Genomic DNA, 23,238 nt, shown 5'->3' with positions numbered 1-23,238 from the left:
TTCGTGGCAGGTGTATCTGCCACGAAGCGATCTCTGACGGGACTGAAATGCGCCTGTTGCAGGTTCGCGCTTTGCCCATCCATTCTGCTGTTACCGCTCAGGGAGCGGGTTGATTACTGAAAGAGCACACGCTCCGACAACTTTGTATTGTCAAGCGTCCATCGCCCAGAGGAATCCTTAATACCTTCGGAGCTATTCCATCCAAATACGCTTTCGCATATCGGAACTTAACGAAATCGACCGTTTTGGAGAATGATATTTCCCATTCCACGAAAAACCTGACGAATTTTGAAAAATTCATATTCTCCCTTCCGAATAAACTCTTTCCAACACAAACAGGCTCAGAAACGATGCCAGCGAGGTGGGTGCGTTTATGAGCGATGAGTCTTGATCGCAAACTCGGAAAGGTGCGGCTTATGTCTTATTCCAACTATCATAAAAAAACCATCGGAAGTCATGTGTTGCACCCTGAGACACTGATGATGTCTTATGGCTACGACCCATTCCTCTCGGAAGGCGCAGTCAAACCACCGGTTTTCCTGACCTCTACCTTTGCGTTTCGCACGGCGGAGGAGGGCGCAGAGTTCTTCGATGTCGTGTCGGGTCGTAAACCTATTCCGCAGGATTCATCAGCCGGCCTCGTCTACAGTCGCTTCAATCATCCCAACCTTGAAATCGTCGAAGACCGCCTTGCGCTGCTGGATGGCTCAGAAGCCGCCGCAATTACATCCAGTGGAATGTCCGCCATCAGTGCTGTTCTGTTTGCGTTCCTGCGCCCAGGCGATCAACTGGTGCAATCGGCGCCGCTGTATGGTGGTACTGAAACCCTGATCACCAAAATTCTCTCGGAATGGGGAATCGGCGCACATGGAATTGACGACGGCCTGTCCATGCAATCCATTGCCGACGCACTGGAAGCCGCTGCGGGCAAGGGACCGCTAAGAATCTGCTATATCGAGACGCCTGCTAACCCGACCAATGCACTGATCGACCTGAAAGGGTTACGTAAGGAAATCGACGCTTTCGAAATGCGCCATGGCTACCGGCCAATCATTGTCTGTGATAACACCCTGCTCGGGCCGATTTTCCAGAAGCCGGTTGAACACGGAGTTGACCTGTGCGTGTATTCACTGACCAAGTATGTGGGCGGGCACAGTGACCTGGTTGCCGGCGGCATCACGGGCAATAAGGCGCTGATCGGCAAAGTACGCAGTATTCGCAGCTTGTTCGGCTCGCAACTCGACCCACATTCCTCATGGATGATCTCTCGCTCGATGGAAACACTTGTCCTGCGTATGAAAGCGGCCGCAAGAACCGGCACGGTGATCGCTCGCTGGCTGGCCAGCAACCCCCACCAGAAAATCGTCGTTCTGCATCCAGAGCTTATTGAGGATGGAAGCTATCAGGAAGTCTACCGTCGGCAATGCACGGGTCCTGGCTCAACCTTCTCGTTCGTACTGGACGGCGGTCGCGAACGGGCTTTCCGCTTTATCAACGCCCTGCATCTTTTCAAGTCGGCTGTCAGTCTCGGCGGCACTGAGTCCCTGGTCTGCCATCCTGCGTCGACCACACAATCGGGTGTACCGCAGGCGCTGCGCAGTAAAGCAGGAGTGTCCGAGGGATTGATCCGGATCTCGATTGGCCTCGAACACGAGGAAGATCTGATCGCTGATCTGGATAATGCTCTGCGTCATTGCTGAGTAACTGAGGAGAATAATGAGAAGCTGAAACATTAGGCTGATGGGGACTGAGCCTGCACAGCAAATGGTAGATATCAGTCCCCTGAAGTGCTGAGAGCGCTTCAGGTGTGTGATATATGTACCGAAAACTCGCACAATTGAGCGAGGGGAAAATGTCGGTTATTGGCCGCTTTCTGCCTATCGCCACCGTCAGCTACGAGGCCTAGGACTGGTGATCAGTTAGGCAATGAGATTTTGAATGGAGTGATAGTGTTAGAGTCAGTCCGCGATACTACTACCGTACTCTGAGGTTTGAGGCCTCAATCGACACGACCGCTCAGTCGAGTGACCCACGGTAACCGAAGGTGGTTCAATGCCAAGTGAGAGTGCCAACTTACATCGACTTGACCGACACAACTTCCACAAACCTGAATTTTTTTCTGGCTTTCTTAGTAGCTTCTTGCTCCGCAACTAGGGAACTCAGCGTATCGGCCTCATGTACCAACTCGTGCGTCTCGCCTTCAAATTCATTACCCACACGCAACGTTACTCTCAGCCTAGGCGTGAAGCTTTTTGAGACTTTCTTTTTCTTCTCTGCCTTTACCGGTTGCACGATCACGACTTCCGGAGCGGTGTCTTGCACGTGTGAGTTAATTGCCGGCGCATGGGACTCAGAACCACCGAATAGTGCCCGGCGCATCTCTTCTTCCGTCAATTCTGCATTCATACCATTTCTCAGTAGGATGTTATGTATAACGTGAGCGATTCTATCAGCATGGCCGGACTCTGTAGTAACGCGTCGCAAAGTCAGACCTGACGAGATAGATGCCTGTTAGACAGCTGATGATAGTGATGCCGGCAGACAAGATGGGGAGCTTGAAAATTGTGGCTCCGCATGTACCAGTGTCCTATCACCAGCAAGCAGGGCGAGCTGGCTTGCCAGCGATAGGGCCCGCCAGAACACTGTAAAATATTCCTGCCCCCGCGGAGGAATCCCCCATGCCAACCCCCACCTACGAACTCCTGGATGTCCCCGGCGGCAAGCCGATCAAGCTCTGGACCCACGGCGTGCCTGTCGAACCCGAGGCCAGGGCCCAACTGATCGCCACCGCGAAGATGCCCTTCATCTTCAAGCACTTGGCCGTGATGCCCGACGTGCACCTTGGCAAGGGCTCGACCATCGGCAGCGTGGTCCCGACTGTCGGCGCCATCATCCCGGCCGCTGTGGGAGTGGACATCGGTTGCGGCATGATCGCCGCGTGCACCTCACTGACCGCCGCCGACCTGCCGGATAACCTGGGCCGCCTGCGCAGCGCCATCGAGAAAGCCGTACCCCACGGACGCAGCTTCGGCCGAAACAAGCGCGATACGGGAGCCTGGGACAACGTACCCGGCTCGGCGGAGCATGCCTGGAGAGCGCTGGCCGGGCGCTTCAAGGCGATCACCGACAAGTACCCGCGGCTGGAAAAGACCAACAATCGCCAGCATCTGGGTACCCTGGGTACCGGCAACCATTTCATCGAAGTCTGCCTGGATGAAGCCAACCGTGTCTGGTTCATGTTGCACAGCGGTTCACGCGGGGTCGGCAACGCCATCGGCTGCCTGTTCATCGAACTGGCCCAGGCCGACATGCGCCAGCACATCGCCAACCTGCCCCATCGCGACCTGGCCTATTTTGAGGAAGGCAGCCGGCACTTCGCCGATTATGTGGAAGCCGTAGGCTGGGCCCAGGATTTCGCCCGGCAGAACCGCGCCTTGATGATGCACGCGGTCATCGGCGCGGCGCGCCAGGTCATTGCCAAGCCCTTTGACGCAGAACTGGAGGCAGTGAACTGCCACCACAATTACGTGCAAAAGGAGTGGCACTTCGGCAGGGAGGTATTGGTCACCCGCAAGGGCGCGGTGTCGGCGCAAAAGGGTGAACTGGGGATCATCCCGGGCTCCATGGGCGTCAAGAGCTTCATCGTTCGCGGGCTGGGCAACGAGGAGTCGTTCTGCTCCTGCAGCCACGGCGCGGGCCGCGTCATGAGCCGGACCCAGGCGAAAAAGCTGTTCACCGTCGCCGACCAGATCCGTGCCACCGCGCATGTCGAGTGTCGCAAAGACGCTGACGTGATCGACGAAATCCCGATGGCTTACAAGGACATCGACCGCGTCATGGAAGCCCAGCGCGAGATGGTGGAAGTCGTGCACACCCTGCGCCAGGTGGTGTGTGTAAAGGGATAGTTGAGCGCTGTCTCAGGCGTCCTTCGCAGCAGACAACCGTTACACCTTCCGCACAGGCCCCGGGTACTGCGCGACCATCGCCTGCGCCACCAGGATGCGGTCAAACGGATCCTGGTGTATGGGCGGCAGACCATCAATGGCGACAGCATGCTCGCTGGCGATCGGCAATTCGCTATAGCCGTTATCCAGCAGACCCCGACGTAGAACACGTGGAGGGTAGGCCGGGATTCGCGCTAAATTCGCCAAAGTTAAGTTAACTTTTTGATTAATAGCTGAAATTTAGTTTTCGAGCCGACTCACATGTTCTCCTACGTCAACGCCTTAGTCTACGTTTATCACAGTTGGTACTAGAGGCCTGATGGAGTCATTCGGTAACTGATTGCGTCAATGTATTTGTCCGGGAGAGCATGCAATCGCGCCTTCTCGGGCAATGACCAATGGATATCCCTGTCAAAATGATGTCCATTTTGGGTCCAGGCTGTGTGAAAACGTTTTAGAGCAAGTTTTACAGTCAGAATAGGAACGAAAACCGCCTTCCTACGTAAATTTCAGGGCGGGCTGACTAACCAAACGCGGGCAGATTTTACATAGCAACGCAGACTACAAAACAGCGCATGGATTTTCACCCAGCCTGTGTCTGAAGCAGTCCTTAGGCGAACGCCCGCTTTTGGCTGTGCTGACTGTTGCGAAAGGCTTCAAACGACTGTGGATTCAACCGGTCGACGCAACACAACTAAATTCTGTGTAAGCAGAAGGAGTGTTTCCTCTCTTCGGCATAGTCATCATGATGCAGGTAGTGGCGTCTCGCCCGGGTGCCGGCCAGCACATGGTTTTGGCAGCGGTCAATGACGTCCAGGCTGACAGCCAAAGCCTGCATCATGTTCGCGCCCGTGCGGCGCAGGTCATGCGGCGTCCAGTCGCCGTTCTGGCCGTCGGCAAGGACCTGGGTGTCGTCGTGACGCCGTCTTGAGAGTGCCTTGCGGTTTTTGAATCGGGCCTGGCGATCACCGACCTGCGTGCTCGCCACTTTCATGTCCACATCCCACCAGTGCTGTGATGCCCATGGCCAGCGCACCCCAGAAGGTCACCTGATGCGCCAGATTAGGTGACACGCCGCGATGCATGTAGATGTTCTCTAGCTCAAGGTGTTCGGCATTTGGGGCGCTTGCCAATTCTGCCCGTTCCCGGGTCAGGTCGGCCCGCTCGGTATCGGCCAAGGAGTGAAAGGAAATGTACTCGCCTGCCGCCATGGACATCGCACCGGCCATCAGCCCTGCCATTCCCGTGACCAGCAAGGTGGCGTGGCTGGCGCGACGCCGATTAGCAGACTGGCGGTAGAGACAATCCCATCGTTGGCCTCAAGGACGGCGGCGCGCAGCCAGCCAATACGATCGCTTCGGTGTGTCTCGGTGTGCCTGTGCATGAATTTCATTGTTCAACGGGACTCACTGTCATTAGGCGGTTCAAATCGGACGGGGTCCGATCGGTCCGGCAATCGGCGTCAGCGGGTTTCAATCTGCGCCTGCAGCTGGCCGCCGACAATGCATATTTCGTTGAACTGGTCACCCTCGCGCAATATGAACAGCGCGTCCATCCCGCGCTCCTGAGCCAGGCGTGGGCCTTCGGTTTCGCCCAGCACCATCAGCGCCGTGGCCCAGGCATCGGCAAGCATGCACGTGGCGGCTACCACAGTGACGGCGGCCAGTCGGTTGCACAGCGGTGCGCCGGTGGCCGGGTTCATGGTATGAGCATAGGATCGACCAGCCACGTCGACCCAGTGTCGATAGTCCCCAGAGGTCGCGATAGCGGCATCGCTAAGTTCCATCACGCCCATGACTTCGCGCACGCCCCGGTTGGGCTTTTCCAGGGCCACGGCCCAGCACTGGTCGTCAGGTTTGACGCCCCGGGCGCGCATCTCGCCATCGATGCCGACCAGGTAGCGGGTGATGCCCAAACCCTCCAGGCAACGAGCCAGTTCATCCACGCCAAAGCCTTTGGCGATCCCACTCAAATCAAGGTTCAGCGGCACGCGCTTGCGCACCTGATTGCGTTGCGGGTCAACCACCAACGCGGAGCTGGCTAACAGCCGGACGCGCTGCGGCATCGTGCCGAACGCCTGCTCTGTGACCGTCTGTTCCCCGGGGCCGAACCCCCAGGCGTTAACCAGATCACCGACAGCGATGTCGAAGGCTCCGCCGGATTGCTGACTGACATGCAGTGCAGCAGACAGCACCGTGGCCAGTTCCTTGGGTACTGACACCCATTCTTGCTCGGGGGCGGTGTTGAGGCGGTTGAGGTCCGAGTCGGGTTTCCAGGTGGACATTTGCTGGTCCACCCGGGCCACCGCGCGCGCCAGGCGATGGCCAACATCGTCGGTATCGATCCCGGCCCCGGCATAAAACAGGGCGGTATAGCGAGTGCCCATGGTGTCGCCGTTCAGGCTGTAGCGCTGCAACTCAGTAGACGTCTTCACGGTAGCGTCCTTGTGCCTTGAGGGTCAGCACATTCAGGTTGAGAGGCGCCAACACTTCATCGAGGGCATGTATCACGCCCTTGGCCATCTCGCGACTGCCACACACCAGAACCTGGGCACCTTTTTCAATCAGTCGGCGCAAGGCCAGGGCATCGCTGATCAGCCGGTCTTGCACGTAGCTGCAGTCCTGAACCTGAGAGAAGGTGGCGCGCAATGCCGTGAGGCGTCGGTCTGACAAGTATTGGTTGAGCTCCGGTTCATAGAGAAAATCCGAGGCCGGGTTGCGCCCGCCCCAATACAAGTGCATCGGGTGTCGGGCCTTGTTGTTACGAATAAAACCGGCCAGAGGACCGATGCCGGTACCGGCGCCGATCAGAATTACCGGATGCGTGCCCGATGCCGGGCGAAATTGCGGGTTGGGCTGGATAAAGGCTTCGATCTGCGCGCCGATGTTCAGGCCATGAAGGAATTCCGAGCACATGCCACCGTTGTGTTTACGCACACAGATCTCCAGAACGCCGTCCTGCGAACCGCTGGCCAGCGAATAGAAGCGCGGGATCGGGCTGCCCGGGGGCAGAATTCCGACAAGATCACCGGCCAGAAAGCCCGGCAACTCGCCGGAGGCTTTGAAGCGCAGCACGTGGGTCGGCGCATTCACCTGTTCGCCATAGGCAATCCGCTCTGTCAGCTCCAATTGATGGGTACGCGGCTGCTGCGGGGTGTGAACCAGCGCCAGCTCCTGCCCCAACACGTCGCCTAACGCGTGGCCCCAGCGGGCAAACTCCTGAGGGGACTGACGGTTGACGGTTTCTAGCCCCAGCAATGGCGAGCCACCGGCCTGCAACATTGCGTCCTGCACTTGATGGGCGTACTGACAGAACTGCGCAAACTGGCGGTCGCCAAGGCCCAGCACCGCAAAGGGCAGGCCGGGCTTGAGGCCGGTTTTGGCCAGCCGCGTCAGGAACTGCGAAGCCGAGGCCGGCGCATCGCCGTCACCGTGGGTCGCGGTGAGGATGAACACCCGTTGGGCATTGCGGTAATCGCCGACCCATTCATTCATCGCCGCGCTGTGTACCTGATGGCCACTCTGGTGCAAGGCGTCGTGCAAGGTTTTGGCAAAACCCCAGGTGCTGTTGTTTTCGCTGCCCACCAGAATCACGCTGTCGGCGGAGTGGGCAGGGCTGTTGTGGCGGATGTTCGGGCGAGCCTTGCGGCGGCGCCACCACAGCAGGATGCCGGTCACGCTCATCAACGGCACGCAGAGGGCGCAGAGCCCAAGCGGCAGGCCCAGCCACCAGAGGCCTTCGCCAGTGTGCAGCTGATAGATCCATTCGTAGAGGTTGTGCATCGAGTCGTGGGCTTGATAGGACAAAAGGGCGCCGCTGGCCTGATCCACGTAGCCGTCGCCCTGGGCCGTGCGCAGGGAAAACACATCGCGCGGGTTGCCGGGGGTCGGGTAGACCAGGTCGCGCAGGTCGTTCAGGTCGGTGGTCTGCAAGGCTTGCAGGTTCGCCACCGGCAAGGCTGGGTCGGCGCTGACGTGGGCGGGGAAGGCGGGTTCACTCTGACTGCCGTCGGCGATGAAACCAAAGGTGGTGGCGCACATGTAGAGCCCACTCAATGCCGAGAGCAGCAGCCCGGGCAATACCAATCGCCCGACTTCGGCATGCCAGCGCTGGCTGAAGGTGCCCCGCAGTGGCCGCAGCAGGTTGCGCCAGCCACCCAGGCGCCGGGCCAGCAACAGCGCGCCGGACACCGACAGCATCAGAATGAACAGCGCGCCAACCCCCGACGCCCAATGGCCTGGCGAGCCAAGGAATAGCGAGCGGTGCAGCTCTTTCACCCAACGTGAGAACGCCGATGGCTCGTAGGGAGCCTGGCCTTGGCCGGTCAGTGGGTCGACCTTTTCAGCCTCGGCTTGGCCGTTGTGGTTGTAGTAGACGATAACCGTACCGGACGCAGTGCGCTGGATCTGCTCCACGCCCTGGAAGTGGCTGGCAACGCGTCCGGCCAGTTGGCCGACGTTGAGTTGTCCTGGTGTGGTGGGCGTACTGTACAGGCGTTCCAGGGCCGGGTCGACGGACAGCACCGCGCCGCTGATGGCCAACAGCATGACCAACAGGGCGGCGATCAAACCGGGCAGGGAATGGAGCTGGCGAAGCATGTTCAGCCTCCAGAAAGGGCAGGTGCTACAGATCGTAAGTAAAGGACTCGACGTAGGTGTTGCCGGCCACCGGCTTGCCTACGCCCTTGGATGTCAGGGGCACGCTGACATCGGCGCGGGCATCACGTTTATCCTCGACGGCGCTGTCGATGTGGATCTGATACCCGGCATCGATCAGCGTATCTGCCAGTTCGACGCTGACTTTGAGCGTACGCCCACTGCCGACACTGGCACCGCTGACCCCATCGAACTCGCTCGGGTTCATTCCGCTACCACGAGCCCAGTCGCCCAGGTGTTTGTAATATTTTGCCTTCTTGCCGGCCACCCAGAGGGTTTTATGGTATTGGCCAGAGGCGTCGGTGACGTAGATCGCCAGGTACGCATCATTACCGCTGTAATCCTTGAGCTGTGTGGTCAGAGTCACTTCACGGGCCTGGGCCAGCCCCGGCAGGGCAATGGCGCCGGCGAGGCAGGTTGCTGCTATGATCTTTTTCATGAATGTGTCCTTTTGATCGTTAGGTCGAGAGCCTGGACCTGCTTGCTGACAGCAACCTGTAGCGCAGGAAAAACTCATCGGCAGGTGAGTCGTCATTCGGTGAGCGGGCTGCCGAGGTAGTCCCTGGCATCGCCGTCGTCGCGGAAATGGATCTCGAGTGTGTGCAGGCGCAGCGAGGCCGGTGAGTAGCTGGCTTCGATGGCATTGCCTTTGCGGTCCAGGCCCTTGAGCTCGTAACAACCGTCGTCGACCTTGATGCGCTGCACGCTCCAGCCGTATTGCCGTTCTACCTGCTGACGCAAGGTTTCGCGCGGTTGCCAGTCGCTCACCGGGTCGCTGCAGTCGTCACCGGCCAGGGCGTAACCGCTGAGCAGCAGGCTCAACAGCGCGGCATTGGCAATAAAACCTGATTTCATGATCTGTCTCCTGCCGAGGTCGGCGTCTGTGGCATACCCTAAGGTGCATTCCTGACAACCAGCTGAATCTTCAGATTCACGTCAGGTAAGGCGATTAAGGTGCTGCACGACAACCATCACAGGAGGTGCCAGATGCGGGTTCTATTGGTCGAGGACGCTCCAGGCTTGGGGGAATCGGTGCGCGAGCAGATCGCCGATGACGGCCACGCAGTCGATTGGGTGCAGCGCCTGGACCACGCGCGCAACAGCGTACGCACCACGCCTTACGACCTGATCCTGCTCGACCTGATGCTCCCGGACGGTCGCGGGCTGGATTTTTTGCGTCAGCAACGTTCGGCAGGGGACGTGACCCCGGTGATTATCCTGACCGCCCAGGATCAGATTTCCGATCGTATCGCTGGCCTCAACGCGGGCGCCGACGACTACCTGGTCAAACCGTTCGACCTGTTCGAGCTCTCGGCCCGTGTGGCGGCGGTGGCCCGGCGCTATAGCGGCAACCCAAACCCACAGATCAGACTCGGCGACTTGCAGGTCGACATGAGTGCCCGCACGGTGTTGCGGGCCGGTGCGACGGTGGACCTGACAGCGCGGGAGTGGGCGCTGTTCGAAGCGTTTGTGCAGCGCCCCAGCGCGCTGCTGTCCAAGTCGCAGCTAGAAGAGCGGCTGTATGCCTTCGGTGCCGAAATCGAGAGCAACACCATCGAGGTCTACATCAGTCGGCTGCGTAAAAAACTCGGGCGCGACCTGATTGAAACCGTGCGGGGCATGGGTTACCGGTTGATGTCCGCATGAAGTCGTCGTCAAGCCTGCAAAAACGTCTCGGCCTGGGGCTGACGTTGGGCACGACCTTACTGTGGCTGGCGGCGACCGTCGGCACCTGGCTGGTGGTGCAGCACGAATTGAACGAGGCGTTCGACAGTGCGTTGGAAGAGACCGCGCAGCGCATCCTGCCTCTGGCTGTGCTGGAAATCAGCAATCGCGAGAGTCCTCATGAGGCCCAACACGTCGCCACCCTGAAAATGCACAAGGAATACCTGACGTATCTGGTGCGCGATGCCAAGGGCGAGATCCTGATGCAGTCCCACGACGCCAACCCGAAGATCTTTCGCCCACAACCTGTCGAAGGTTTTTCAACCACTGAAAAATACCGTTTGTATGGCGCCAGTGCGCTACGTGGGACGGTGTTCATTGACGTCGCCGAACCTCTGGAGCATCGTCGTGAAGCCGCGCGGGAAGCTTTGTTTGCCTTGCTGTTGCCGTTATTGGCACTGATCCCCATCAGTCTTTTCGGCACCTGGATGCTTGTGCGTGTCAGCCTGCGCAGCGTGTTGGCTTACCGCCGTGCTGTTGCGGCGCGTGGTGTGGGTGATCTGTCACCGATCAAGGTGGAGCGCCTGCCGGCAGAATTCGACCCGTTGGCCGAGGCGGTCAATCATCTGTTAGAGCGCTTGCGCAAGGCCTTGGAGGCCGAACGCAGCTTTACTGCCAACAGCGCCCATGAACTGCGCACGCCACTGGCCGCGACCCTGGCGCAAATCCAGCGTTTGCGTCAAGAAGCGCCCGAAGGTCCGTTGCGGTTACGTGCGACTAAAATCGAAAACTCGTTGCGCGAGCTGACGCGGCTCTCGGAAAAACTCATGCAGCTGGCCAAGGCCGAGGGCGGTGGGTTGTTGTCCGAAACGCCTCAGGACCTCATTCCGTTGCTGGCCCACGTGGTTGATGAGTGGAACAACAGCAGTGGGCACCGGATCAAGTTGCAGCTGCCAAACCAGGCCTGCGTGTACTCGACCATTGATCCGGACGCCTTTGGCATCCTGTTGCGCAACCTGATCGAAAATGCGCTGAAGTACGGCGCAGCGGATCAACCGATCGAAGTCAGCCTCACCGAACAGGCACAGCTACGGGTGGTCAATAGCGGCCCGGCGGTGCCGCAGTCGGTATTGCAGCACCTGACAGAGCGTTTTGTGCGCGGTCACAGTGAAATCAGTGGTTCAGGGCTGGGGTTGGCGATTACTAAAACCATCGTGCAGGGGGTCAACGCGAGAATGAAATTGCTTTCCCCTGCAACAGGTCGACAGGAGGGATTCGAAGTGTTCGTCTGGTTACCGCTTGCCTAGTTCCAACCAGGTCGCCAGGCCCCACTTGGCTCTTTCTCAGTGTCGAGAGTAACGAATGAAAGTTAAGTTCGGCGCGTCCATAGGCAGCAGATTAGTCACGGATTGCTGGAGCGTTGACGTCTGGCCTCCAGCGCAGCGAATGACAACATGCCAGCCAGCATGGCCAACATGAACACGATCGCTTGCCAGCGTCCTGTCAGCAGAATTGCCACTGCTGGGCCAGGACAGATGCCCGCTATTCCCCAGCCGATGCCGAACAATAGGCTCCCGCCAATCAAGCGAGGGTTCAACTCACGTTTGATCGGTAGCTGCATTGGCCTTCCCAGCAGCGAACTGGATTGTTGGCGCGCCCAGGTTAGCGGGCCAACGGCTATGCCAATAGCCCCGACCATGACCAACGCCAAGGAAGGGTCCCAAGCACCGGTTAAATCCAGGAAAGCCACTACTTTTCCCGGGTTGGCCATGCCTGCCAAAAGAAGGCCGAAGCCGAACAGCAAGCCTGCAATGAATGCACTCAGTTTGATCATGTTCACCCCCTCAGCAGATGACGCAAGACAAACACCGTGGCGAAACCACTGAACATGAAACACGCCGTGGCAACCATCGATCGCGGCGAAAAGCGCGATATGCCGCAAACTCCATGTCCACTTGTGCAACCCGAGCCGTAACGGGTGCCGATGCCCACCAATAAGCCGGCAGCAGTAAGTCCGAGCCAGCCACTCTGGAACTCAATTTGGGGCAGGGTGGCAAACAGTCCCCATAACAGCGGCGCGATGAGCAGGCCCAAAAGAAACAGCGCTTTTTCAATTGCTCCTTCGCTGCGGCGCTGTAAAAGACTGCCAATCAGACCGCTGATGCCTGCGATACGCCCGTTGGCGACGACGAATAGACTGGCAGCCAGGCCAATCAATGCGCCCCCCGCAAGGGATGACCAGGGAGTGAAGTTGAGCCAGTCGACATTCATGATGCTTCTCCGGAGCAAAATTGTTGATTCAACGTCTGGATTACCACCAATGCTGCGGGGCTGCTGATGCGATAGAAAACCTGCTTTCCGTCGCAGCGGGTTTCGACCAGTCCTTCGCGGCGCTAAACCAATCGTGCCATGCCGTGGTGGATGGCAATTACGTCGGTGTTGTTGTCACCCGCGTAGGCGGAAATCTGAAGCAAGCGGGTATTAATGAGGAAAACCGCGGCCGGCTTTTCGAGCGATGGTGCAGTCGAGGAAATGACCAAGGCGCGGAAATCGGGATTGACCATCGCTCAGAACATTGCAGCTTGTTTTGGCGCACAGATCAAACTGGAAAACCTAGCCCAGTAGGGTTGCGCGCCACATTGGACATCGGTCGTTCAGGGCGCTGCCATTTTCATGTTCAGGTGCCGATCGAACCGGATTGTTATCTATCGCGACGGACTGCAATCGATTCATCGGTCGATATGCGCTGAGACTCTTCTCAGCGCACACAGAAATGCTGGCTGCCACCATCAAGGCAGAGCATAGAGTTTGAACAGCATCCGCGATGAGTTGCTGACACCCTCTAAATGTTTGTCGTATGCCTGCTCAATCTCACCCGAGCGATACATTTCGCTGAGCGCAGTATCGACGACCAACCGGAAGTTTTCATCGTCTCGATCAACCATCAATGAGGTCGCTGAATACTCAAATATACGATCGAGCAGTACAAGGTTTCCGGTGGAAAATTTGTCGGCCAGGTCATGCTTGAGCATCGTGCGTTCGGCAAAGAAAACATCCGCCTTGCCATCGGCAACACGCTTGAGACCTGCACTGGCGTCTGCCACCGTGACGAGTGTGGCGACCACGTCCAGGGTGCGCATTTGTTCATTGATCCACTGCTCGGTGACCCCGCCAGCGATCGTGGCATAGGTCATGTTGGCCAGTGCGCGGTTGATATCTGTGCGCCAGGTCGGGCCGGTTTTAGCAACGTCACCTTTGAGAACCCTGAGTAACGCATTGGGTGCATTTTTGCTGACAACGGCTGATAGGCCGGCAGTGTAGACAGGAATCGAGTAGCTGACTGTTTTACGGCGTTCCAGTGTGACGGGCGTCGGTGTGCAGAGAATGTCGACTTTTCCCGTACTGACGGCGATGGTTTCTTCGCCCAATTGAACGGGTTGGTAGCGCACTTGCAATGAAGGCAGGTTCAGCTCGGCCTTTATTGTGTTGACGATGTTCAAGCAGAGATCAATCGCATAACCGTTGGCTTTGTCACCCTGCTGAATACTGAAAGGGGCGAAGTCAGGTACATACCCCAGAACGACTGACTGATTGTTCCGTACCCGTTCAAGGGTCTCGGCGCCGGCGATCGCTGGCACGAATGCCAGCAGGCACACAAGAAACCGATGGGTAGCTTTGGTCAATTGAGCGTTCATTCCTCATTCTCCCGTTACCTGTTTTGTTGAAACGCGCTTTATCCATCGTTCAGATTTTTTCTGGGGAAACCACCCACATGCTGCAAGGTAACTTGTACAGCAGATGTTCCACCGTACTGCCAACCAACCGCTCCATGCCGCGGTGTCCAACGCGTCCCATGACAATCACATCGGTGTCATAGGCCTCCGCGTAGCTGGAAAGCACCTTGGCCGGATTGCCCATGATCATGTGCTGGTGTTCCGGCGGGATGCCGTTGCGTTCAGAAAGGTCGCGAAATGCATCAGCCTGCGCATCGAATACTGTCTTGGCTTTTCCCGAGGAGAAAAATGCCGAGCCATTACTGAAACCGAATTCATCCGCACTGATACTGGAAAGGTCATGGGCGTAGATCACGTCCAGTTTTGCGTTACAGGTGCTCGCCAGTTTGGAGGCCTCACGCAGAATTCTGTCGTTGAAGCCTTCGTATCGGTCATCAGAATGAAAAGGGTCAACGGCGGCGACGATCTTGCGCGGCAAAGCGTTGTGCAAATGACTGACAAAATGCAGGGGCACCGGGCATTCACGTAGCAGGTGGATATCCAGTGGCGTAAACATCAGGCGTGACAGCAGCGATTCGTGTTCCAGCGCCTTGATCAGTACGGCCATCGGCTGTTCTTTGAGATGAATGAGGATCTCCTGCAAGGGCCTTTCGACCCAGATGACTTCCGTGGTGACGTGCACTCCGATCTTGCGCAAGGGGCGGGCCTGGTCTTCCAGCCACTGACGATGGCGCTCGACATAGCCCAGTCGCATCTGTTCCAGCGCCTGTTCGTTGACCATTCCGGCAGTCGCCAGCCCTTCAAGGTAGTCGAACGCCACGATGTGCAGGGCAGCACCTGAAGCCTTGGCCAACGCAGCGGCCCGGTCGAAGGCGGGGCTGTTTTCCATCAACGGCGAGACCACCAGCATGAAGCGTAATTGATCAGACATGACAGATCTCCGGTAGGTAATCGCGCAATCGCATTGCCCCAATGCTGCGACGTTATTGGGCAGTAAAGCCTTGCTCTTAGCCTGCCGCTGTTTAGGGCGCCGGGTTTGATCTTTGTCAAAGGGAAGGGAATGGATGGTGTTGCCCGACGTGCGGTTGTCCGGGCTTTGTCCAGTGACGAAATTGTTGACCATTATCAATCTTTCGCTTGGCTCCCCGGTGCAGTCTTTGGGCTCGTGCTGAACGTTGGCTTACGCACTTGAAGAAGGGATCATCGTGGCAACCATGAGAGCGGCTGTTTTCGTTGAAAAGAACCGGATCGTGCTGGAAGACAAACCCGTCCCTGAAGTCGGACCGCTGGATGCATTGATCCGTATCACCACCACGACCATTTGCGGCACCGACGTGCACATCCTGCGCGGCGAATATCCGGTGGCCAAAGGGCTGACCGTGGGCCACGAGCCAGTGGGCGTCATTGAGCGACTGGGGTCGCAGGTGCGCGGTTTTTTCGAAGGACAGCGGGTTATTGCCGGCGCCATCACGCCCAGCGGACAAAGTTACGCTTGCCTGTGCGGCTGCGGTTCCCAGGATGGACCAGATACCCGCCATGGCTTTCGTGCTACCGGCGGCTGGAAGTTCTGCAACAGCATTGACGGTTGCCAGGCCGAGTACGTGCTGGTACCGGACGCACTTGCCAATTTATGCCCGATTCCCGACGGACTCAGCGACGAGCAGGTATTGATGTGTCCGGACATCATGTCCACCGGTTTTTCCGGTGCAGAGCGGGGCGAGGTGAATATCGGCGATACCGTTGCCGTGTTTGCCCTGGGTCCCATCGGCCTGTGCGCGGTGGCGGGAGCACGGCTCAAAGGCGCGACGACCATCATTGGCGTGGATGCCGTGGCCGAGCGGATGAGCGTCGCGCGACGGTTGGGTGCGACCCATGTCGTCAACTTCAAGGACGGCAATGTGGTCGAGCAGATCATGGCGCTGACCGATGGCCGTGGTGTTGATGTATCCATCGAGGCATTGGGTACCCAGGGCACTTTCGAATCCGCGTTACGCGTGCTACGCCCGGGTGGTCGACTATCCAGCCTTGGCGTTTACTCCAGCGATCTTCGCATTCCCCAGGATGCCTTTGCCGCAGGATTGGGCGACTACAGCATTGTCACCACCCTGTGCCCGGGTGGGAAAGAGCGCATGCGCCGCTTGATGGCCGTGGTGCACAGTGGTGGTGTGGACCTGTCGCCGCTGGTGACCCACCGCTTCAAACTCGATGATATTGAAGCGGCCTATGAATTGTTTGCCCACCAACGGGACGGTGTGATGAAGGTCGCAATCACCCCTTGAGGATGTCCGCGCTTACTCGAAGCAGTACGGAGGTATCTATGATCATTGATATCACGCAGAAGCCGGCAAGCCATTGCAGGGTCGTGTGCATGGACGCCTTGAAAGTGAACTTCTACAGCCTGGGAGAAGCACAGGCGTTTGTTGGCCTGCTCAAGGCACGTATCGAGGCGCCCCATGTCTGGCCAGGTGGTGCTCGCCTGGCAGACGACACAAGACGGATGTCTGACTGTCAAATGGCTTTCCCCAATGGCAAACGGGTTTGCGCCGACCGCATGGAGTAACAACGTGGACCAGTGCGGGGCGCAGTTCAAGCAGATGACGATCCAATGAACGGAGCCATTGGGCTGACAGGAGCAGCCGCAGCGCTGGGGATCGGCATGCTCATCGGTCTTGAACGCGAACGGCATAAGGATCAGGGCGAGACCCGCGCTTGTGCCGGTTTACGGACGTTCGCCATTACGGCGTTGCTGGGTTATGTGGCGATACAGGTCGGTGGCGGTTTGCTGGTGGGCATCGTGGCCATCGCTCTGGGATTGCTCGTCACTGTGGCTTATTGGCGAAGCCTGAGCGACGACCCCGGGGTGACCAGCGAAGTAGCCTTATTTACGGTGCTGGTATTGGGGGCGTTGTGTGGCATGAACCCTGAGCTGGCGATTGCTATCGGCGTGGTGATGGCAGGGCTACTGACTTATCGAGAGAAGCTGCACCACTTTGCCCGCAGCCAATTGACTGATGCGGAATTAGGCGATGGCCTTATCCTTATAACGGCTGCTCTTGTCGTGCTGCCCTTGGCGCCGGACCGCTTTATCGGTCCCTACGCTGCCATCAATTTACGCACCATTTGCAGCCTGACCGTATTGCTGATGGCGGTGGGGGCGATTGGACATATTGCCGTTCGGACCCTGGGGACCCGGTACGGATATGCGATCAGCGCGATTGCCTCCGGTTTCGCTTCCAGCACCGTGACGATCGCTGCCATGGGCCATCTTGTTGCCCGGCAGCCCGACAATATCAAGGTCCTGAGTGCGGCAGCGATCCTGTCCAATATGGCCACCGTTACGCAGGTCGGCCTGATTCTGGGGGCGGTCGACCCCGGTTTGCTGCGCCATATGTGGGGGCCATTGATGTCCGGAGCAGCCGCCGCGGCGTTGTATGGGGTATGCCTGATGTTTCCCAAGTCAGCGACCGAGGTCAACCAGCCGATCAAAGTCGGTGGGGCGTTCAACCTCAAGCTGGCCCTGATCGTCACACTGACCATGACCGGCATTACCTTTGTTTCGTCTGTGATGCTCAGCCATTTCGGCCAGATGGGGGTGATGTTGACGGCCACATTCAGCGGTTTTGCTGATGCGCATGCTTCCACGGCGTCGATTGCCACGCTGGCCAAGTCCGGTCAGTTGCCCTTCGATGCCATTGTCGGGCCTGTGCTGATTGCGATCAGCAGCAACGCCGTCAGCAAATGCGTGGTGGCGTGGGTAAGCGGCGGGCGACGCTTCGCCGCTTACGTGATCCCGGGCCAGGTGTTGCTGACCCTGGCGTTGTGGGTGGGGATGGGGCTGCTCTGAAGGATATCGCGCGCGCAACTGATAAAAATCAAGTGGTCGGAACAAGGAGCAGTCAATCTGTGGTTCTACTCCTGGATTGAAATGGCCGTGTGCCGAGGTGCCCTATGTCGCAATCTCAGCGTTTACTCTTGATCGCGCCTTCAGCCATGACTCGGACACCGGCATTCGACCGGGCTGCTGCGCTTGCGCTTGCGATGCAATTGCCGTTACACATCGTGGCGTTCGACTATTCACAGGCCCTGGCGGTGGCCGGGCTGTTCGCCCCGGAACAATTCAGTCTAGCTCGGGACGGCTATCTGCAAACCCATCGCCAATGGCTCGTGGAGCAGGCCGGACTGATGAGCAAGCACGGCGTCGAGGTCACCAGCGAAGTGGTATGGGTACAGCATCCTTATGAGGAGATTCTGAACTTCATCGATGAGATGCCGCTGATGCTGATCATCAAGGACGCACAGGAAGAATCGGCGCTCAAGCGCGTGTTTTTTACACCGCTGGATTGGCAGCTGCTGCGCGATTGTCCTGTGCCGGTGCATCTGGTGACTACTCCGCTGAATGCCCGACCACGCAACGTGCTGGCCATCATTGATGTGTTGCGCGATGAGGATCAGGACCGTGTGTTCAACGACCAGATTATCGACGCTGCGGCGAAACTGGCCGCGGTCTGTGATGCCAGTCTTGACTTGCTGCATGTGTATGACTGGACGGCTGTATACGTCCAGGACATGGGCTTTGCCGCATTGCCGTTGGCCACCGGAATTTATGAAGTGTTGGGAGCGGTTCAGCGTGAAGCATTTGCGGCCATCGCTGAACGCCACGGCGTGTCACCGGAGCGTCGTCACTTCATAGAGGGGGCACCCGTGCCGAGTATTTGTGAGTTTGTCTGCGAGTACCGCAGCGATCTCATTGTCATGGGCACGGTGCAGCACAAGGGCTTGAGCAAACTACTCGGAACCACGGCCGAGCAACTCCTGCATCGGGCGCCGTGCAGTGTGCTGGCGATCAAGCCAGGAAGAATACTTCAATCCTGAGGGGTTGATCGCCCCGCGATGAGCCGTTGGCCGGAACATCGCGGAGGCGATTTTCTACAGGTAAAGACGATGAATCACCTGACGGCTGTCGTCGGGATCATTGTGCGTCTCCAATCCGAGCGCCTTGGCCAGGTCGCGCATGGGAGCATTGCTGGAGGCGTCCACCGAATACATCTGGCGAAATCCGTTTTTGCGGGCCGCCTTGATCAGATGTTCCATCAGCAATGTGCCCATACCCAGGTACTGCCATTCATCGGTGACCGTTACGGCTCATTCACACTCATGCTCGCGAGTGGCCGCGTAACGGCTGATGCCGATCTCGACCAGATGCCCGTTCTCATGGACCTGGGCGATATAGGCCACACGCTGGTTAGTATCCGTGTCCATAACTGATTGAGCATCGCAGCACCGGGTTCGTTGATCTGCGCGAGAAAACGCATGTGGCGGGTCTCGGGAGACAGCCGTTTGATGAATGCGTATTCACGGTCGCGATCCTTCTCTGCACCGCTGTCGATGCTTGAATCTGATCTGGAACAGACAGCTGTGCCGGCGGCACTGGTTTGCGTGTGCTTGATGTAAATCAAACCGCACGAGGTGATAGAGCGCAGTCTTGAAAGCATGCCGGCACTGTATGACCGGAGTCGAACGGAGGTGTGTGATGGGTCAATATCTACGTTTTCTGCTGATCGCTGACCAAACTCTGCATCAGTCTCCCGCCCAGTTGCGTGCTGTCGCATTGGCTAAGGCAGCCGGCGCCGTACTGGATGTGCGGGCCTTTGTCGAACCGGCGCCGGTGGTTCATTTATGGCAAGAAAAAGTCGACGACGCAGAGCAACAGCGGTACTTGCGTCACTACCGCCGCTGGGAGGCCGAAGAGCTCGATCGACTCAGCGACCTGGGGCTGGACGTGACGGTCAAAGCCGTCTTCACCACCCATCCGCTGCTGGATATTTTGAAGACGGTCGGAGATCTCAAGCCCGACCTGTTGATCAAGGATGTAACCTTTGAACCTGTGCTCAAGCGGGTGTTCATTACTCCGCTTGATTGTCACTTATTGCGTGAATGCCCAATCCCCGTGCATCTGGTCAACCACGTCCGGTACAGCTTGCCGCACCGAATCGTGGCGGCAGTGGATCCGTTCGATCCGTCGACACAAATCAGCGGATTGAACGACACCATCATTCAGACCGCCAACGCCCTGGCCCTGCAATGCGATGTGCCGTTACACCTGCTTTACGCCTATGATTTATCGCCCGCTTTCAACAGCGACGCACCATTGGCCGGGGGCGGTTGGGGCGTGGATCTCAGCGAAGAACTGCGTCAATCCTTGCACCAGGCGTTTGTTGCACTGGCGGAGCGCTACGGGGTGCCACCGGAGCGACGGCATTTCGTCATGGGACTGCCGGTGCCGGTGATCAGTGAGTTTGTCGAGCAATACCTGGCCGATGTAGTGGTGATGGGCACTGCGCATCGGGTGGGGCTCGACCGGTTGATCGGTAGCAACACAGAGCGAGCGCTGTACTCTGTGGTGGGCAGTATTTTGGTGGTCAGGTCGCGTGTCAGGGAATGAGCACTATTGCGCCGTTGAACTGACCTGTGCGCAACAGCGCCAGCCAGAGCCATGGCACGCATGAAGATTCTCCAGTCAGCAGGTGTCAGCGGAGGTTGCGATTGCAGCCCATGATCAGTTGCTTAAGCCCGTCCATGTTCAGGATGTTGACGTCGCGTCCGTTTATTTCCACCATTCCCTGGTCACGCAGGTGCGCAATGCCCCGACAGATGGTTTCAAGGCGCAGGCCCAGGTAAGAGCCAATTTCCTCCCGACGCATTTTCAGCACAAAGCAACTGGACGAATAACCGCGGGTATTCAAGCGCTGTGACCAATTCAGGAGAAAAGCGGCCAGGCGTTCATCCGAGTTCATGTTACCCAGCATCATCAGCATGTCGTGATCGCGAACGATTTCCCTGCTGAGGATTTTGTTCAGGTTGTGCTGCAATGACGGTAGTTCTCGAGCAAGTTTTTCCAGGTGAGAAAAATGGACTGGGCAGACCTCGCTATCTTCCAAGGCAACTGCATTACATGCATGCAGATCGGTGCTGATGGCATCTAGACCAAGCATTTCGCCGGAGATCTGGAACCCTGTGACTTGCTCGCGACCATCGACCGAAAGCACGCTGGTCTTGAACGAACCGATTCGCACCGCATACAGCGAACGCAAAGGGTCGCCTGCGCGGTAAAGCGCCGCGCCCTTTTTGACCTTCAATCGTTGCACGATCAGTGTGTCCAAGCGTTCGATTTCCAGACCGGTCAGGCCAAGCGGCAGGCACAGTTCCAGGACGCTGCAGTTGGAACATGCAGACTTGAGGTTTTGACTTTGAAACGGCCTAGCTTCAGACATGACCTAAATGCCCCAATATGGATGGGATAAGCATAGGTGCTACCTGCCCAAACCACCTTTTGTTCCAAACTATTGTGGGCGTAACAGACAAGCGGGTACAAAACCGTTCCGTCGGCTGGCTCCCATGCGCAATTCAGTTCATATGCAGTCTTTGAGACTTGATGCAAATCAAGTCATGAGCGCTTCAGACTCTCAGAATCGAGGAAAAACCTGCTGGTTCCCTGATCCTCTGGCGGAGAAGTTCATGAGCGATTATCTAAGTGCCGAGCAACTGTAGGGACATGAAGCCTAGGCTGAGCCGGCAATGGACATTGATGGCCAATCGCTGACGTCTACACAGAGTCGGCCTGCGTCGAATATCCACCCCACGGGAGATTTATCATGAGCCAGTATCAAAGCCTGTTACTGATCATCAACCCGGCCTTGCGCCATTCTCCAGCCATGAATCGTGCAGCGGCGCTGGCCAAGGCTAGCGGTGCAAGTTTGCATATCGCGGCGCTTATCCCCTCGTTCAAATGGTTATCGCTGCTTGAAGAGGGCGATCGAGAATCGGCTCGGGAGCGATACCTGCAGGACCATCGCGGCTGGCTTAAGGCTCAGGCCGAAAATTTGCGTGACAGGGGGATAGAGGTGACCTCCGAGGTGGCCTGGGTTGAAGACATGAAGCAAGACATCATTGATCACGTCACGGACATGCAGCCCGACTTGTTGATCAAGGAGGTTCAGCATGAGTCCGTGCTCAAGCGAGCCTTCTTCACCCCGTTGGATTGGCACTTGTTGCGTCACTGTTTGGTGCCGGTCTATCTGGTGGGCGGGAGCAGCTTCGTTTTGCCCCGCAAGGTTGTAGCAGCGGTCGAGGTATCGGATATCGAGTCAACTGACAATGAACTGAACGACCGAATCATCAAACAAGCTTGCAGCCTTGCGATGCAGTGCAGCGCCGAGCTGCATTTGCTGTACGCCTGCGATATCTCGGCCGCGTTTCTGGTGGACATGGGCGGCCTGACACTTGCTGACCTGACCAAAGCGCTTCGCAGAGACCTGGAAAAGTCTTTCCTGGGGTTGGCAGGTCGGTTCGGAGTGCCCTCCGATCGTCGACATTTGATTGAGGGAAATCCGGTCACGGTGTTGAGTGAGTTTGCTAATGAACACAACGTGGATGTGATCGTGATGGGCAGAGTCCAGTCCCATGGTGTGGACAAGCTTCTGGGGAGCACGACCGAGCATATTCTGTATCAGGTGCCATGCTGCGTTCTGGCGGTCTAGATCGAGTCTGTCCCAGGCTTTATGGCGCACCGTCAGTTCGACAGTTGAGTCTGATACGAGTCAGAAAGAGGATTATTTGCGCTTCCAGTACTTCTGCATTTCCAGAAACAGGAAGGATGCGGTCCATGTAATGAGCACCAGCCCGGTAAGGGCTTGCAGACCGGTCAAGTATTTGAGGTTACCCACAGGCGAAATATCGCCGAAGCCGATCGTCGTGTACGTCGTAAAGGAAAAGTAAACGCAGTCCATCAGCGAACCGTCGAAGTTGCCCGTCAGGCTGCCCCATTTCCCTGAGTGCACCATCAGGTAGTAGACCAGCGCAAAGCACCAGACCTCTATTGCGTGGGCCAGGAGGGCGCCGAATACTCCGACTACGATTCTGAAGCGGCTCCACAGCTTGAGCCGGGGTAGCCAATCATTCAGGCGTAACAGGCATTCATAGTGGATCACTACGGTGATGATGACCACCAGCGTATTGATCAGCATGACTGCCAGCATGGCAAATCTCCAGTGAAAGGGGAGGCGGTGAATCAGAGTATTTCTACGCCAAGAAGCCGGAAAATCGTTGAGCTGAATCAACAAGGGTTTTAGTAATCGAGAGCCAGTCGTTCCGTTAACGATAGCTGCTGATTAGTTGATAAAAATCAGGTCCCCCACGGCATAACGCCAAATAATCGAACTACCGCTTTCCACTCGCGACAAG

Annotated in this window: 21 protein-coding genes and 4 pseudogenes; 10 read left to right on the top strand and 15 right to left on the bottom strand. The window is 57.6% G+C overall.

The window, feature by feature from the left end:
• Positions 1-416 precede the first annotated feature (416 nt).
• Positions 417-1,700: a cystathionine gamma-synthase family protein gene (locus tag ACEN8E_RS15500; RefSeq protein WP_495588837.1), complete on the top strand. Its 1,284-nt coding sequence runs from the start codon at positions 417-419 to the stop codon at positions 1,698-1,700.
• Positions 1,701-2,073: 373 nt separating this feature from the next.
• Here the strand turns inward: ACEN8E_RS15500 and ACEN8E_RS15495 are convergent, their stop codons facing one another.
• Complete coding sequence (locus tag ACEN8E_RS15495) at positions 2,074-2,406, bottom strand: hypothetical protein (protein ID WP_495588836.1); 333 nt, start codon at positions 2,404-2,406, stop codon at positions 2,074-2,076.
• A gap of 272 nt (positions 2,407-2,678) precedes the next feature.
• Here ACEN8E_RS15495 and ACEN8E_RS15490 point away from each other — a divergent pair, with 272 nt between their 5' ends.
• Positions 2,679-3,905: an RtcB family protein gene (locus ACEN8E_RS15490; RefSeq protein ID WP_495588835.1), complete on the top strand. Its 1,227-nt coding sequence runs from the start codon at positions 2,679-2,681 to the stop codon at positions 3,903-3,905.
• Between the two features lie 760 nt (positions 3,906-4,665).
• Here ACEN8E_RS15490 and ACEN8E_RS15485 read toward each other — a convergent pair.
• The 6 genes and pseudogenes from ACEN8E_RS15485 to ACEN8E_RS15460 form a co-directional block, all read right to left on the bottom strand.
• Positions 4,666-4,944, bottom strand: a pseudogene (locus ACEN8E_RS15485) (site-specific integrase); the annotation flags it as partial.
• 46 nt (positions 4,945-4,990) lie between these two features.
• Positions 4,991-5,337, bottom strand: a pseudogene (locus ACEN8E_RS15480) (VIT1/CCC1 transporter family protein); the annotation flags it as partial.
• A gap of 69 nt (positions 5,338-5,406) precedes the next feature.
• A complete protein-coding gene (locus tag ACEN8E_RS15475) occupies positions 5,407-6,378 on the bottom strand; it encodes an FAD:protein FMN transferase (protein ID WP_495588834.1) in 972 nt (323 codons plus the stop codon).
• Positions 6,362-8,542, bottom strand: coding sequence for a PepSY domain-containing protein (locus tag ACEN8E_RS15470; RefSeq protein WP_495588833.1), 2,181 nt, complete (start codon positions 8,540-8,542; stop codon positions 6,362-6,364). Before ACEN8E_RS15470 ends, ACEN8E_RS15475 begins: the two co-directional genes overlap by 17 nt.
• 25 nt (positions 8,543-8,567) lie before the next feature.
• Complete coding sequence (locus tag ACEN8E_RS15465; protein WP_495588832.1) at positions 8,568-9,038, bottom strand: DUF2271 domain-containing protein; 471 nt, start codon at positions 9,036-9,038, stop codon at positions 8,568-8,570.
• Positions 9,039-9,130: 92 nt separating this feature from the next.
• Positions 9,131-9,454 carry a PepSY domain-containing protein gene (locus tag ACEN8E_RS15460; RefSeq protein WP_495588831.1) on the bottom strand — a complete coding sequence of 108 codons (324 nt, stop codon included), beginning with the start codon at positions 9,452-9,454 and terminating at the stop codon, positions 9,131-9,133.
• 132 nt (positions 9,455-9,586) lie between these two features.
• Here ACEN8E_RS15460 and ACEN8E_RS15455 point away from each other — a divergent pair, with 132 nt between their 5' ends.
• Both ACEN8E_RS15455 and ACEN8E_RS15450 read left to right on the top strand, forming a co-directional pair.
• Positions 9,587-10,246: a response regulator transcription factor gene (locus ACEN8E_RS15455; RefSeq protein WP_495588830.1), complete on the top strand. Its 660-nt coding sequence runs from the start codon at positions 9,587-9,589 to the stop codon at positions 10,244-10,246.
• Positions 10,243-11,571, top strand: coding sequence for a sensor histidine kinase (locus ACEN8E_RS15450; protein WP_495588829.1), 1,329 nt, complete (start codon positions 10,243-10,245; stop codon positions 11,569-11,571). The genes ACEN8E_RS15455 and ACEN8E_RS15450 overlap by 4 nt, the downstream gene beginning before the upstream one ends.
• 95 nt (positions 11,572-11,666) lie before the next feature.
• On the opposite strand, the gene ACEN8E_RS15445 is transcribed toward ACEN8E_RS15450, so the two are convergent.
• From ACEN8E_RS15445 to ACEN8E_RS15425, 5 genes and pseudogenes are all read right to left on the bottom strand, one after another.
• Entirely contained in the window at positions 11,667-12,098 is a 432-nt protein-coding gene (locus ACEN8E_RS15445) for a DUF6691 family protein (protein ID WP_495588828.1), read from the bottom strand.
• Between the two features lie 2 nt (positions 12,099-12,100).
• Entirely contained in the window at positions 12,101-12,535 is a 435-nt protein-coding gene (locus ACEN8E_RS15440) for a YeeE/YedE family protein (RefSeq protein WP_495588827.1), read from the bottom strand.
• Positions 12,532-12,657 (bottom strand): annotated as a pseudogene (locus ACEN8E_RS15435) (transcriptional regulator); the annotation flags it as partial. The gene ACEN8E_RS15440 and the pseudogene ACEN8E_RS15435, both read right to left, overlap by 4 nt.
• 396 nt (positions 12,658-13,053) lie before the next feature.
• On the bottom strand, positions 13,054-13,959 hold the full coding sequence (locus ACEN8E_RS15430; RefSeq protein WP_495588826.1) for an amino acid ABC transporter substrate-binding protein: 906 nt from the start codon (positions 13,957-13,959) through the stop codon (positions 13,054-13,056).
• Positions 13,960-14,008: 49 nt separating this feature from the next.
• Positions 14,009-14,929, bottom strand: coding sequence for a universal stress protein (locus tag ACEN8E_RS15425; protein WP_495593330.1), 921 nt, complete (start codon positions 14,927-14,929; stop codon positions 14,009-14,011).
• 274 nt (positions 14,930-15,203) lie between these two features.
• On the opposite strand from ACEN8E_RS15425, the gene ACEN8E_RS15420 reads away from it, so the two are divergent.
• The 4 genes from ACEN8E_RS15420 (at position 15,204) to ACEN8E_RS15405 (ending at position 18,870) form a co-directional block, all read left to right on the top strand.
• Positions 15,204-16,277, top strand: coding sequence for an NAD(P)-dependent alcohol dehydrogenase (locus ACEN8E_RS15420; RefSeq protein ID WP_495588825.1), 1,074 nt, complete (start codon positions 15,204-15,206; stop codon positions 16,275-16,277).
• Positions 16,278-16,315: 38 nt separating this feature from the next.
• Complete coding sequence (locus tag ACEN8E_RS15415) at positions 16,316-16,558, top strand: hypothetical protein (protein ID WP_495588824.1); 243 nt, start codon at positions 16,316-16,318, stop codon at positions 16,556-16,558.
• Between the two features lie 45 nt (positions 16,559-16,603).
• Positions 16,604-17,842 carry an MgtC/SapB family protein gene (locus ACEN8E_RS15410; RefSeq protein WP_495588823.1) on the top strand — a complete coding sequence of 413 codons (1,239 nt, stop codon included), beginning with the start codon at positions 16,604-16,606 and terminating at the stop codon, positions 17,840-17,842.
• A 104-nt stretch (positions 17,843-17,946) separates the two neighbouring features.
• Positions 17,947-18,870, top strand: coding sequence for a universal stress protein (locus ACEN8E_RS15405; protein ID WP_495588822.1), 924 nt, complete (start codon positions 17,947-17,949; stop codon positions 18,868-18,870).
• Between the two features lie 54 nt (positions 18,871-18,924).
• Here ACEN8E_RS15405 and ACEN8E_RS15400 read toward each other — a convergent pair.
• Positions 18,925-19,370, bottom strand: a pseudogene (locus ACEN8E_RS15400) (GNAT family N-acetyltransferase); the annotation flags it as partial.
• A gap of 158 nt (positions 19,371-19,528) precedes the next feature.
• Here ACEN8E_RS15400 and ACEN8E_RS15395 point away from each other — a divergent pair.
• Positions 19,529-20,440: a universal stress protein gene (locus ACEN8E_RS15395; RefSeq protein WP_495588821.1), complete on the top strand. Its 912-nt coding sequence runs from the start codon at positions 19,529-19,531 to the stop codon at positions 20,438-20,440.
• Between the two features lie 85 nt (positions 20,441-20,525).
• Here the strand turns inward: ACEN8E_RS15395 and fnr are convergent, their stop codons facing one another.
• Entirely contained in the window at positions 20,526-21,269 is a 744-nt protein-coding gene (gene fnr / locus ACEN8E_RS15390) for a fumarate/nitrate reduction transcriptional regulator Fnr (protein ID WP_495588820.1), read from the bottom strand.
• Positions 21,270-21,650: 381 nt separating this feature from the next.
• Between fnr and ACEN8E_RS15385 the strand changes: the two genes are divergently transcribed.
• Positions 21,651-22,535, top strand: a complete 885-nt coding sequence (locus ACEN8E_RS15385; RefSeq protein ID WP_495588819.1) for a universal stress protein — start codon at positions 21,651-21,653, stop codon at positions 22,533-22,535.
• A gap of 72 nt (positions 22,536-22,607) precedes the next feature.
• Here ACEN8E_RS15385 and ACEN8E_RS15380 read toward each other — a convergent pair whose 3' ends face one another.
• Positions 22,608-23,033 (bottom strand): potassium channel family protein, encoded by a 426-nt coding sequence (locus ACEN8E_RS15380; protein WP_495588818.1) that lies wholly within the window; start codon positions 23,031-23,033, stop codon positions 22,608-22,610.
• Positions 23,034-23,238 lie beyond the last annotated feature (205 nt).

The sequence above is a fragment of the Pseudomonas sp. Pseusp9 genome (genome assembly GCF_059491265.1).
The sequence above is the reverse complement of the archived record's forward strand: the minus strand, read 5'-3'. Positions and strand labels throughout refer to the sequence as shown.

What these genes read in the sequence shown, in the direction of transcription:
- ACEN8E_RS15430 (WP_495588826.1), bottom strand. Translation starts at nt 13,959, where the DNA reads ATGAACGCTCAATTGACCAAAGCTACCCATCGGTTTCTTGTGTGCCTG.
- ACEN8E_RS15495 (WP_495588836.1), bottom strand. Translation starts at nt 2,406, where the DNA reads ATGAATGCAGAATTGACGGAAGAAGAGATGCGCCGGGCACTATTCGGT.
- ACEN8E_RS15465 (WP_495588832.1), bottom strand. Translation starts at nt 9,038, where the DNA reads ATGAAAAAGATCATAGCAGCAACCTGCCTCGCCGGCGCCATTGCCCTG.
- ACEN8E_RS15395 (WP_495588821.1), top strand. Translation starts at nt 19,529, where the DNA reads ATGGGTCAATATCTACGTTTTCTGCTGATCGCTGACCAAACTCTGCAT.
- ACEN8E_RS15440 (WP_495588827.1), bottom strand. Translation starts at nt 12,535, where the DNA reads ATGAATGTCGACTGGCTCAACTTCACTCCCTGGTCATCCCTTGCGGGG.
- ACEN8E_RS15445 (WP_495588828.1), bottom strand. Translation starts at nt 12,098, where the DNA reads ATGATCAAACTGAGTGCATTCATTGCAGGCTTGCTGTTCGGCTTCGGC.
- ACEN8E_RS15385 (WP_495588819.1), top strand. Translation starts at nt 21,651, where the DNA reads ATGAGCCAGTATCAAAGCCTGTTACTGATCATCAACCCGGCCTTGCGC.
- ACEN8E_RS15410 (WP_495588823.1), top strand. Translation starts at nt 16,604, where the DNA reads ATGAACGGAGCCATTGGGCTGACAGGAGCAGCCGCAGCGCTGGGGATC.
- ACEN8E_RS15500 (WP_495588837.1), top strand. Translation starts at nt 417, where the DNA reads ATGTCTTATTCCAACTATCATAAAAAAACCATCGGAAGTCATGTGTTG.
- ACEN8E_RS15470 (WP_495588833.1), bottom strand. Translation starts at nt 8,542, where the DNA reads ATGCTTCGCCAGCTCCATTCCCTGCCCGGTTTGATCGCCGCCCTGTTG.
- ACEN8E_RS15405 (WP_495588822.1), top strand. Translation starts at nt 17,947, where the DNA reads ATGTCGCAATCTCAGCGTTTACTCTTGATCGCGCCTTCAGCCATGACT.
- fnr (WP_495588820.1), bottom strand. Translation starts at nt 21,269, where the DNA reads ATGTCTGAAGCTAGGCCGTTTCAAAGTCAAAACCTCAAGTCTGCATGT.
- ACEN8E_RS15460 (WP_495588831.1), bottom strand. Translation starts at nt 9,454, where the DNA reads ATGAAATCAGGTTTTATTGCCAATGCCGCGCTGTTGAGCCTGCTGCTC.
- ACEN8E_RS15450 (WP_495588829.1), top strand. Translation starts at nt 10,243, where the DNA reads ATGAAGTCGTCGTCAAGCCTGCAAAAACGTCTCGGCCTGGGGCTGACG.
- ACEN8E_RS15415 (WP_495588824.1), top strand. Translation starts at nt 16,316, where the DNA reads ATGATCATTGATATCACGCAGAAGCCGGCAAGCCATTGCAGGGTCGTG.
- ACEN8E_RS15455 (WP_495588830.1), top strand. Translation starts at nt 9,587, where the DNA reads ATGCGGGTTCTATTGGTCGAGGACGCTCCAGGCTTGGGGGAATCGGTG.
- ACEN8E_RS15380 (WP_495588818.1), bottom strand. Translation starts at nt 23,033, where the DNA reads ATGCTGGCAGTCATGCTGATCAATACGCTGGTGGTCATCATCACCGTA.
- ACEN8E_RS15490 (WP_495588835.1), top strand. Translation starts at nt 2,679, where the DNA reads ATGCCAACCCCCACCTACGAACTCCTGGATGTCCCCGGCGGCAAGCCG.
- ACEN8E_RS15425 (WP_495593330.1), bottom strand. Translation starts at nt 14,929, where the DNA reads ATGTCTGATCAATTACGCTTCATGCTGGTGGTCTCGCCGTTGATGGAA.